This is a genomic window from Collinsella sp. HCP3S3_E5 (assembly GCF_052067635.1).
Lineage (GTDB): Bacteria > Actinomycetota > Coriobacteriia > Coriobacteriales > Coriobacteriaceae > Collinsella.
The window spans coordinates 78,396-88,750 of the sequence record NZ_JBQHQF010000006.1; the positions used below are offsets into that span (position 1 = coordinate 78,396).

Sequence of the window (10,355 nt, forward strand, 5' to 3'; positions counted from 1 at the left end):
CATCAACAGCAAGACGGACTTTGAATAGCTGCCTCTCAAAGTCCGTCTTGCTCATACGCACGTTAACCGCGCGCCTTTTTCACGATCGTAAAGTCGGGAGCCATACTCACGACGACCTCCGCCGCACTCGACGCAAAGCGCCGGTCCGTATCGAGTTCACGGGTAACCACCGAGAGCATAACGCCCTCGACACCCCGGAGCATGCGGTCCAAAACAGGCTGTACCGGCGTATACATGCGTACGGTATGCTCGTCCGAATCGCCTCGGAAAAGCGGCGCGTGCATATTGCCGATCTCCCAGCACGCATGCGCGAGCGCAATCGGATCCATGCGGTCGACTTCGACCAAATAGACCTCGGCGCTGCGCAGGCGCACGACAACCGCCACGGGCACCATGCCCGAACGGTCGATGGCGAGCACGTCGCCGTCGGCAAGACGACTGCCGTCGGCAGCATCTAGCCGAACATCGACCGTGCGCCCCAGCTCCGTCACGCCCGCAAACGCGCATACATCAGCCTGGTCCCAATCGAGCAGCAGCTCGTCAACTTCAAAGATGCCACCCAGCTCCCGACGAAGCAGGAGTTCATAGGACGGATCGTTGAGATTTCCCAAGCATGTCGTCGAAACCAAGCGTTCAGGCATACTCTAATCCTCGACCTCGACGAGCTCGATATCAAAGTTGAGATCCTTGCCGGCCAGCTCGTGGTTAGCATCGAGCGTCACGGCCTCGGGCGTCACATCGATGACAACGGCAGGGACAGGCATGCCGCTCGGCGTGGACAGGAAGAGCTTCATGCCCTTCTCGATCTGCTCGATGTTGGGAACCTGCTCGGCCGGGAAGGTGATAACCATCTCGGGATTGTGCTCGCCGTAGGCATCGGCAGCAGGAATGTGCACGGTCTTCTTCTCGCCCACCTGCATGTCGACAACGGCGGCATCGAAGCCCTTGATCATCTGACCGGCACCGCAGGTGAACTCCAGCGGCTCGCCGCGATCGTAGGAGCTATCGAACTGCGTGCCGTCGTCGAGCGTGCCGCGATAATGAGTCTTGACCTTCTTGCCCTGGTTGGACATGGAAACCTCCGTGATAAGGGCGGCACACAACGCGGGCCGCCATGAACGTATGGCGCTAACTATACCCTAGTCATACAATTCGAAGACAGTTTGCAAAGAAACGCTGCAACCGGAGGAACCATGGCATATCCCGTATTTGACTTGCACTGCGACACCGCCGACCGCATCGGCTGGGCCACGCTCGATCTCGACCTGCGCTTTACCGCCGGCACCGACGGTTATTTCCCCGGCGACGAGACGCATCCGCAAGATTTCGACCTCATCGAGGGCAATGCCTGCGCCATCTCGCTCGCAAAGATCGGCAACACGCCGTGGGCACAGTGCTTCGCCACGTTTATCCCCGACGAGATTCCCACCGCCCACGCCGCGCGCTTCCAGGCGCAGATCATGGCGCATATGAGCGGCCAGGCAATGCTCAACCACGACCGCATGGTCAACGTGCGCAGCGCCGCGGACATTCGCCCCGCGCTCAAGGACGGCAAGGTCGCCTGCATCCACACCATCGAAAACGCCACGTTCTTTGCCGAGGACCCCGCACTGATCGAGGTGCTCAAGAGTTTGGGCGTACTCATGTCATCACTCAGCTGGAACGCGCAGGGGCCGCTCGCGAGCGGACACGATACCCACGCCGGCCTCACCGCCGCCGGCATCGAGGCACTTACGCAGATGGAGCACGCCGGCATGGTGCTTGACGTCTCCCATCTCAACGATGAGTGCTTTGACGAGGTCGCCGTCCGCGCCACGCGTCCCTTCGTCGCCAGTCACTCCAACTCCCGTGCGGTTTGCGGCGCCAAACGCAATCTTACCGACGACCAGTTCCGCACCATTCGCGACATGGGTGGCATCGTCGGCCTCAACTACTGCAGCGAGTTCCTTTCCAACGACGCAACCGACAAGACCGCCGCAGACGTCACCTTCGATCAGCTGGCGGCACATATCGAGCACTGGCTCGACCTGGGCGGCGAGGACGTCATCGCGCTCGGCGGCGACTGGGACGGCGCCACGGTGCCCGCTTTCCTCTCCGATGCCAGCAAGATGCCCGAGTTCCAGAACATGCTCTCCAAGCATTTTGGCAAGACCGTGATGCAAAAGCTCTGCAGCGACAACGCGCTTGCCTTCTTTGAGCGTTATTAATTTCACATCCCTTGAGCGGGCCGGCATGCCGAACGGTCGACATGCCGGCCCGTCCCCAATCTGAAGGACCGCTTTTGACGCAGCAGTTTACGATTTCCGTATCCCGACCGGATGGGATGCCCATCCCCGTCGTCGTTACCAAAAAGCGTGTCAAGAACTTCAACCTACGCGTCACATCGAGCGGTGAGGTCCACGCCAGTGCGCCGCTCGGTGCCACCCGCGAGCGTATCGAAGCATTTGTGAAGCGCAACAGCGCCTGGATTATCAGCCGACTTGCCCAGCGCGAGCAACGTCAGGCGACGGAGCGAGAGCCGCTCAGCCCCTCGTCCATCATTGCGCTTTGGGGCAAGCCCATCACGGTACAAGATGCGCTCGATCACAACTTTGCATCACCCGCACCGCGACCCAAACAGGCCACCTTCGCAAGTTTTATGGGTACCGACGAGCCAAGTGGGCGCGCGCAGGCAAAGCAGCGCACGGCCCTCGACGGCCTAACGCCCGATGAGCTCCAAGCCCGCATCGACCAGCTCTATACATCCGAGGTCACCACGGCGCTGCGCGATATGGTGCGCACATACGAAATCGCAATGGGTGTCGTCGCTTCCCGCGCTTCCGTGCGCAGCATGAAAACGCGCTGGGGCTCGTGTACGCCCAAAACCGGTGCCATTCGCATCGCACGCGAGCTTGCCGCCTACCCCGTCGAGTGCCTTGACATGGTTGTCGCCCACGAGCTCGTCCACTTGCTCGAGCCAAGCCACAATCAGCGGTTTCACGCCCTGCTCGACACGTACTGCCCCAACAATAGAGCTCTGTCGCAGCGGCTCAAGCAGCCACCCATAGAGACGTATTAGAACCGGTTAGCGCACGCGCTCGATCTCGACACCGCAGCTTGCCAGGGGAAGACCGACGGGCGCCCAAGGCTTATCGAGCTTAACACGCACGCCGAGCAGCAGAGGGTAACGACGTAGCAGCATCTGGGCCACGCCCTCGGCTGCGGCCTCGATGAGCTTAAACGTATGCTCGCGCAGATAGCCATCGACATCGTGGCACACTGAGCCGTAGTCAATCGAGGCATCCAGGTTATCGTGCTCCCCTGCTGCACGCAGGTCGGCATAGAGCACCAAGGACACGATGAACTTCTGACCCAGGGCGTTCTCCTCGGGATACACGCCGTGGTTGGCAAAGACCTCAAGACCTTCAACGGTGATGCGATCGGCATGGCGCAGATCGTCATAGCTCACGTGGGGCACCGCCGTTGCGGTGGATATTTCGCCCCTTCCACGGCGGGCGAGCTCGGCGCCTTCAGTCTTGGTTGCATTCTCGGGCAGTTTCTTGTTGGTCATCGCGATCGTCTCCTTCGTTTAGAACCCCGACCGCGCAAACCAACTACACGCGAATCGACAGGTTCTTTTTATCATCGCTCCAGTTGCAGGCATTGCGCGCGGGGCATGCAAAGCAGGCGCGCGACGCTTTGTCAGCTGCATAGAGCAGACGCTCAAGCGGTTGGCTGTTCACGCGCAGCTTTCTATGGCCTAAAATGGCCGTCTTAATGGCCGCGGCATCGGCCGGATCAAATGCCACGTCATCGGGCATGCCGCCAAGAATCGCATCAGCGACGCGCTCGCTTGCAACATCATGGGATATACCCGATTCATACTGTTCATCTTTGCCGATATCGTGAAGAAGTGCCGTGGCGTAGATGACCTCGCGGTCAAATTCGAGCTGTTCCTCAAGATTCTTAATCCACATAATGCGCGCGACATCCAGCAGATGGTCAATACCGTGGCGGCAAAAGATGCGCCCCGATTCCAACTGTGCAATGTTGCCCAGGTGCCGCCGGAACAGCCCGTTGGCACAAATGTAATCAATGCGAGGCATGGCGCCAAAGGGAGTCAGGCCCGAAGCCATAAAACCGCGACGCGGCGTCCCCTCATCGGTCTTCGATGTAAAGTCGTTGACGACTCTCATGGTTAGCGGCCCAGCATCCTAAAGAATCGCTCCTCGAGCGCGGGATCGGTCTCAAAGACACCGCGACGAGCAAGCGTTACGGTCTTGGTACCGGGCTTTTGCACGCCGCGCATGGTCATGCACATATGCTCGGCTTCCATCAGCACGATCGCCCCTTGGGGAGCAAGATATTCCATGAGGGCATCGGCAACCTGCGCGCACAGCTGCTCCTGCAGCTGCAGACGACGGGCATAGACCTCAACCGTGCGAGCAAGCTTAGACAGACCCGCCACGCGACCGTTAGGGATATAGCCGATCGCAGCCTTGCCATAAAACGGCAGCAGATGGTGCTCGCACAGCGAGTAAAACGTAATATCGCGCTCGATAACCAAATCGTTCGAAGCGACGGCAAAGGTTTTGGACAGGTGCTCCTCGGCACTCCGGCCCATACCGCCGGCAATCTCGCCATACATACGGGCGACGCGTGCCGGGGTCTCCAGCAGGCCCTCACGAGTTGGGTCCTCGCCTATACCTTCAAGCAGCAGCTTAATAGCAGTCTCGACTTTTTCCTGATCGACCATCTGGGCCTCACTTTTTTCGATTTCGCGTTCGCGCTATGGTACCACGCTGGCACGCAACCTCTTCCAGCTACATAGTATGGGTCGAATAGACCGGATCGTCCCGCCAAAGCTCCACAGCGTCGCAAAGCGCAACGCCCTCGCGCGCAGCACGAGCGCGCGTGGCGTTCATGTCGATCACGCGCTGATTGCTCGAGCCCCTAAAGCGCAACGAGATATCGTACAGATCTTGAACGAACGGACCGTCTACCAGCATGTCGAGGCAAGCAAGGATACGGTCCGTCACGTCGGTATGGTGACGGCCGCCCGGCATTAGTTCCTCGAGCACATCACCGGTAAAGCACCAAATGGTCTTCCCAGACTCCACAGGATAGGTCGCACGCACGCGTTCGATAAAATCAACGAGCCCCGCCTGGTTCTCGGGTTCCATAGGCTCCCCGCCCAGAATCGTCAGGCCATCAATAAAGGGATGATCAAGACTATCGATGATTTTGTCCTCGACGGCACGATCGAACGGTTCACCCGCGGCAAAGTCCCACGCGACGGAGTTAAAACAATTCTTGCACCCACGACGGCACCCACTCACAAACAGAGAAGTACGAACGCCTTCTCCATCAGCAATGTCGAAATACTTAATGTTCGCGTAGTTCATAGGTAACCTTCCTGGGGGTCTGGAGCATATCATCCCGTCCTCAAACATTCTCGGCCTTCGGCCTGCGAAACTGCGGGCGGGACGATATGCTCCAGACCCCTCGCGAGCGACACTCGGTGAACGAAGCGAACATCGAGTATGGGGTTCGAGGCCCAATAAAAACTGGGTTGTGGCTCAACCGCCATCGCAAGTAAATCGCAGCTGCAGCTCGAATTATTACCGCTAAGAACTTCGAGGAGTGAGCAGACCGCATACTGCATCTCAGCTACATCAACTTGGCTGCCCCGTAGCGAGGCCCCGGACCTTTGCTCGATATGAGCTCCGCACGAACAGGAGGCGCCAGTGGCGCCTCCGTCGTGAGCCAGGACTGTCCGAAATAGCGAGTAAAGGTCCGGGGCCTCGCTACGGGGCAGCCTGGGGTGGTTATTAGAGATGCAGCACGCGGTCGCGGATCTCCTCGGTTCGACCCTGGTTCCAGAACTGGGTACCGATGTAGCCGCACGTGCGACGGGCGACATTCATCTTCTCCTGGTCACGATTGCCGCAATTGGGGCACTCCCACACCAGTTTGCCATCGTCCTCGACAATGCGAATCTCGCCGTCATAGCCGCACACCTGGCAGTAATCGCTCTTGGTGTTGAGCTCGGCGTACATGATGTTGTCGTAGATGTACTGCATTACGCGAATGACCGCCTTGAGGTTGTCCTGCATGTTGGGAACCTCAACGTAGGAGATAGCACCGCCCGGCGAAAGCTGCTGGAACATGCCCTCAAACTTAAGCTTGTCGAAGGCATCGATCTCCTCGGACACGTGGACGTGATAGCTGTTAGTAATGTAGCCCTTGTCCGTCACGCCCGGGATAATGCCGAAACGGCGCTGCAGGCACTTGGCGAACTTGTAGGTCGTCGACTCAAGCGGGGTGCCGTACAGCGAGAAGTCGATATCGCTTTCGGCCTTCCACTCGGCGCACTTGTCGTTCATGTGCTGCATGACGGCCATGGCAAACGGCGTGCCCTCCTTCTCGGTGTGGCTGTGGCCCGTCATGTACTTGACGCACTCGTACAGACCGGCGTAACCCAGGCTAATGGTGGAATAACCGCCCACGAGCAGCTTGTCGATCGTCTCGCCCTTCTTAAGGCGCGCCAAGGCACCGTACTGCCAAAGAATCGGCGCAGCATCCGAAAGCGTGCCCATCAGGCGCTCATGACGGCACAGCAGGGCACGGTGGCACAGCTCAAGGCGCTCATCGAAGATCTTCCAGAACTTGTCCATGTCCTGATGCGAGCTCAGCGCAACATCGGGCAGGTTGATGGTCACAACACCCTGGTTAAAGCGACCATAGTACTTAGGCTTGGTCGGGTCATAGTTCAGAGCGTTGGCGACATTGTTAAAGCCGTTGCCCGAACGGTCGGGCGTCAGGAAACTGCGGCAACCCATGCAGGTATAGCAATCGCCGTTGCCGGCGGTCTCGCCCTTAGACAGCTTGAGCTCGCGCATCTTCTTCTCGGAGATGTAGTCGGGCACCATGCGCTTGGCGGTGCACTTGGCGGCGAGCTTGGTCAGATAGAAGTACGGCGAATCCTCGCGGATGTTATCGTCCTCGAGCACGTAGATGAGCTTGGGAAACGCCGGGGTGATCCACACGCCGGCTTCGTTCTTAACGCCCTCATAGCGTTGACGAAGCGTCTCCTCCACAATCATGGCAAGGTCGTGCTTCTCCTGGGGCGTACGGGCCTCATTGAGATACATAAAGACCGTCACGAACGGCGCCTGGCCATTCGTGGTCATAAGGGTCACGACCTGATACTGAATCGTCTGGACGCCGCGACGAATCTCATCGCGCAGGCGTTCCTCAACGACCTCGCGAACCTTCTCGGCAGATGCCGAAACACCGAGCTCCTCAAGCTCGCGAGCAACCTCGCCGCGAATCTTTTGACGGCTCACCTCAACGAACGGGGCGAGATGGGTCAGCGAAATAGACTGACCGCCGTACTGGGAGGAAGCAACCTGGGCGATAATCTGCGTCGCGATGTTGCAGGCGGTCGAGAAGCTGTGCGGCTTCTCGATCAGCGTGCCCGAGATAACGGTGCCGTTCTGGAGCATGTCCTCCAGGTTCACCAGATCGCAGTTGTGCATGTGCTGGGCAAAGTAATCCGAATCGTGGAAATGGATCAGACCCTCATTATGGGCATCCACGATCTCCTGGGGCAGCAGCACGCGTTGGGTCAGGTCCTTGGAAATCTCGCCGGCCATATAGTCGCGCTGAACGGAATTGACGGTCGGATTCTTATTGGAGTTCTCCTGCTTAACCTCTTCGTTATTGCACTCGATCAGCGACAGGATCTTGTCGTCGGTCGTGTTCTTTTGGCGCTTCAGGCTCTGAACATAACGATAGATGATGTAGCGGCGAGCGACCTCGTAGCAGTCGAGACGCATGATCTCGTCCTCGACCAGATCCTGGATCTCCTCGACCGATACGGTATGGCCAGCCTTCTCACATGCCTCGGCGACGTTTTGCGCCGCGTAGATCACCTGGCGGTCGGTAAGACGAGAGCCCTCCTCGACCTCCAAGTTGGCGGCGCGAATCGCATTGACGATCTTATCGATGTCAAAGGCAACCTCGGTGCCGCTGCGCTTGATGATCTTCATCCTCTTGCCTCTTTCGCGTCGTAATCCCATTGCGCTTCAGAGCCAAACGATGCCTGGCAGGGCTTGTCCCTGTCTTGCGGCGCCGTCGCGCAATCTGTGTTCTCGATAAACCATAGGTCCTCATGCGGACAATCCTCGCGGCCGATCAAGCGGCTCAAAGGCGTGTCCAAATGGGACGAACAAGGTCTTCGTTCTCTGTCCGCCATCTATCATACGACAAAGACGCCTCTATATCCTGTATTCTTTTTTTAGGTCAAACACAACATATAGTGTTTCAGCAGGTCAAAGCAATTGGTCATTTTACAGACACATTAATTATGAGGGTTTCTTGGCAAGTCGGTAAAACGTTACCAACGCGGCTACCTGCAAGGCAGTTATAAAACCCCCTAGTCAAGCCGCCGACAAATCCTACCAAAACCAAGCCGCTCACGCGAAAAGAATCCAAAAGATTATGCTTGACCAACATGTTGCGGTCGAATGCCGGCGGACGGAGCGACGGGGCTGCAAACGCTCGGAAGACTACAGCCCCGGCACCCCGTCCGCCGGCATTCGATAGGCGAGGAGCTATTAGTTCTCTTCGCGAGCTATCATGCGGCCGAGAGCCGCTGTAAAGGGATCGAGCAGCACGCCGGCGATAACCACAAAAGCCCACCCCTTTGTGACAAGGCCCGCCCAGCGCGCGAAGAACGTACGGCCTTCAATCGTTCCGAATCCTCCCTGGAAGGCAATCTCGCCAAAACCGATCACCATAAAAGATTGCACGGGGGTCAACCATGGAAACGCGGGCGACGTGCACGGTTATGATCAAAATAATCATCTCCCACGAGACCAAGAGGCCAATAACGACAAATTATGCTGGGCAGCAAATGCAACGTGAAAAAGCGACCAAAGTCGATAATTTGACGGCATATTATGTGTGTTTATAACAAAACAGTCCAGAAGCAAAGCCTCTGGACTGCGAACATTTGGTGGGCGTTACAAGATTTGAACTTGTGACCTCTTCCGTGTCAGGGAAGCGCTCTCCCCCTGAGCTAAACGCCCAAATGGAGCGGACAACGGGGCTCGAACCCGCGACCCCAACCTTGGCAAGGTTGTGCTCTACCAACTGAGCCATGTCCGCTTACGGGGATTAATCTTACGTGATGCCCGCATCCTATGCAAGAACTTTTTTTGAAAAGTTTTGCGACGCCCTCGCGAACCTCACGAAGACATCAGCCACCTCAAAAAGGCCGAGCTCCTCACCCTGATACACGTATGCCGAGCCCGGAAGCGCCAGCTCAAGCAAAAGGGCCGCCCGCGCGCGGTGCTCGCCGAGTTCACGGTCCTCGTCATAAGACGACCCGTCGCGTAAGAGCCAGTCGGGCGCAATCTGGCGGTAGCGCGTCGCCTTGATTTGCGGCAGGGCATAGCGCGTCGCCACGCGCGATAGATCTCGTGGACCTCGTTGCGGTCTCACAGCGGATGGATGCCGTCGTCAACCATGTCATCGCCCTCGGCGAGATGCCACCGGTCGAGGTCATCGCGGTCGAGGTCCTTGGCGAGACCGTGCGCCACATCAATGCGAAAGCCATCGACGCCTCGATCGCTCCAAAACGTCAGGACGTCGCAAAAGAACGCATGAACCTCGGGGCATGACCAGTCAAAGTCCGGCTGCTCGGGCGTAAACATATGCAGATACCACTGACCGTCCGCAACACGCGTCCAGGCGGGGCCGCCAAAGTTGGCATTCCAATTGGTGGGAGGCAGCTCGCCATGTTCGCCGCGACCATCGCGGAAGATATAACGGGCGCGCTCGGGCGATCCAGGGCCGGCGGCAAGAGCGGCTTTGAACCAGGGGTGCTGGTTGGTGAATGATTGGGCACGATGTCGACGATGACCTTGATGCCGCGCGCGTGCGCCGCAGCGACCATGTCATCGAAGTCGTCAAGCGAGCCGAGACGTGGGTCGACATCGCAGTAGTCCGCCACATCATAGCCACCATCGACAAGAGGCGATGGGTAAAACGGGCTCAACCAGATGGCCTCGATGCCCAGCCGCTCAAGATAGTCCATCTGCTGGGTAATGCCCACGATGATACGCCCAAAGCTGATATTCGCGGCAAACAGCGCCACAGCCACGCCCCAAGACGCTCGTTCCCTCTCGGCTTCGAGCCTCCCGGGACGAATCGACCGATTAGTGAAAAGAACGGAAAACCCACTCCCCCGGCCACGACAGACACTATGACCCAATCCGAGGGCACTAAAAAGATAGGAGCCCCCGCTCGTGACCGCGGGTCGGGGCTGCGACAATGATGTTGAAGTGCCATAGGCGCAGCCGCGCCGC

Annotated in this window: 11 protein-coding genes, 2 tRNA genes and 1 pseudogene; 2 read left to right on the plus strand and 12 right to left on the minus strand. The window is 58.3% G+C overall.

The annotated features are described in order from the left end of the window. Positions 1-62: 62 nt before the first annotated feature. Positions 63-641 carry an urease accessory protein UreE gene (locus ACTM82_RS03245; protein WP_441054473.1) on the minus strand — a complete coding sequence of 193 codons (579 nt, stop codon included), beginning with the start codon at positions 639-641 and terminating at the stop codon, positions 63-65. 3 nt (positions 642-644) lie between these two features. Then, positions 645-1,073, minus strand: coding sequence for an FKBP-type peptidyl-prolyl cis-trans isomerase (locus ACTM82_RS03250; protein ID WP_117640821.1), 429 nt, complete (start codon positions 1,071-1,073; stop codon positions 645-647). Between the two features lie 120 nt (positions 1,074-1,193). Between ACTM82_RS03250 and ACTM82_RS03255 the strand changes: the two genes are divergently transcribed. Beyond that, positions 1,194-2,207 (plus strand): dipeptidase, encoded by a 1,014-nt coding sequence (locus ACTM82_RS03255; protein WP_427718605.1) that lies wholly within the window; start codon positions 1,194-1,196, stop codon positions 2,205-2,207. A 74-nt stretch (positions 2,208-2,281) separates the two neighbouring features. Then, on the plus strand, positions 2,282-3,058 hold the full coding sequence (locus tag ACTM82_RS03260) for a M48 family metallopeptidase (protein WP_427718607.1): 777 nt from the start codon (positions 2,282-2,284) through the stop codon (positions 3,056-3,058). A gap of 6 nt (positions 3,059-3,064) precedes the next feature. Here ACTM82_RS03260 and folB read toward each other — a convergent pair whose 3' ends face one another. The 10 genes and pseudogenes from folB to ACTM82_RS03310 all read right to left on the minus strand — a co-directional run bounded on the left by folB (position 3,065) and on the right by ACTM82_RS03310 (position 10,084). Beyond that, the gene (gene folB, locus ACTM82_RS03265; RefSeq protein WP_427718610.1) at positions 3,065-3,550 is read right to left on the minus strand and encodes a dihydroneopterin aldolase; all 486 of its coding nucleotides are present in this window, start codon (positions 3,548-3,550) and stop codon (positions 3,065-3,067) included. 43 nt (positions 3,551-3,593) lie between these two features. Next, positions 3,594-4,175 carry an HD domain-containing protein gene (locus ACTM82_RS03270; protein WP_195838586.1) on the minus strand — a complete coding sequence of 194 codons (582 nt, stop codon included), beginning with the start codon at positions 4,173-4,175 and terminating at the stop codon, positions 3,594-3,596. Positions 4,176-4,177: 2 nt separating this feature from the next. Beyond that, positions 4,178-4,735, minus strand: coding sequence for a GTP cyclohydrolase I FolE (gene folE, locus ACTM82_RS03275; RefSeq protein ID WP_427718613.1), 558 nt, complete (start codon positions 4,733-4,735; stop codon positions 4,178-4,180). A 67-nt stretch (positions 4,736-4,802) separates the two neighbouring features. Further along, a complete protein-coding gene (gene nrdG, locus ACTM82_RS03280; RefSeq protein ID WP_154517419.1) occupies positions 4,803-5,384 on the minus strand; it encodes an anaerobic ribonucleoside-triphosphate reductase activating protein in 582 nt (193 codons plus the stop codon). Between the two features lie 426 nt (positions 5,385-5,810). Continuing rightward, positions 5,811-8,033 (minus strand): anaerobic ribonucleoside-triphosphate reductase, encoded by a 2,223-nt coding sequence (gene nrdD / locus ACTM82_RS03285; protein WP_427718616.1) that lies wholly within the window; start codon positions 8,031-8,033, stop codon positions 5,811-5,813. Positions 8,034-8,600: 567 nt separating this feature from the next. Beyond that, positions 8,601-8,795 (minus strand): hypothetical protein, encoded by a 195-nt coding sequence (locus tag ACTM82_RS03290; protein ID WP_195838587.1) that lies wholly within the window; start codon positions 8,793-8,795, stop codon positions 8,601-8,603. 204 nt (positions 8,796-8,999) lie between these two features. Then, positions 9,000-9,074: transfer RNA gene (locus tag ACTM82_RS03295), tRNA-Val, on the minus strand. Between the two features lie 3 nt (positions 9,075-9,077). Beyond that, positions 9,078-9,153: transfer RNA gene (locus ACTM82_RS03300), tRNA-Gly, on the minus strand. Positions 9,154-9,186: 33 nt separating this feature from the next. Then, a complete protein-coding gene (locus ACTM82_RS03305; protein WP_441054475.1) occupies positions 9,187-9,453 on the minus strand; it encodes a hypothetical protein in 267 nt (88 codons plus the stop codon). A 32-nt stretch (positions 9,454-9,485) separates the two neighbouring features. Further along, positions 9,486-10,084: pseudogene (locus ACTM82_RS03310) on the minus strand (alpha-amylase family glycosyl hydrolase). Between the last annotated feature and the right edge of the window lie 271 nt (positions 10,085-10,355).

Coding starts and splice junctions, on each gene's coding strand:
- ACTM82_RS03245 (WP_441054473.1), bottom strand. CDS start 641: ATGCCTGAACGCTTGGTTTCGACGACATGCTTGGGAAATCTCAACGAT.
- ACTM82_RS03250 (WP_117640821.1), bottom strand. CDS start 1,073: ATGTCCAACCAGGGCAAGAAGGTCAAGACTCATTATCGCGGCACGCTC.
- ACTM82_RS03255 (WP_427718605.1), top strand. CDS start 1,194: ATGGCATATCCCGTATTTGACTTGCACTGCGACACCGCCGACCGCATC.
- folB (WP_427718610.1), bottom strand. CDS start 3,550: ATGACCAACAAGAAACTGCCCGAGAATGCAACCAAGACTGAAGGCGCC.
- ACTM82_RS03270 (WP_195838586.1), bottom strand. CDS start 4,175: ATGAGAGTCGTCAACGACTTTACATCGAAGACCGATGAGGGGACGCCG.
- folE (WP_427718613.1), bottom strand. CDS start 4,735: ATGGTCGATCAGGAAAAAGTCGAGACTGCTATTAAGCTGCTGCTTGAA.
- nrdG (WP_154517419.1), bottom strand. CDS start 5,384: ATGAACTACGCGAACATTAAGTATTTCGACATTGCTGATGGAGAAGGC.
- nrdD (WP_427718616.1), bottom strand. CDS start 8,033: ATGAAGATCATCAAGCGCAGCGGCACCGAGGTTGCCTTTGACATCGAT.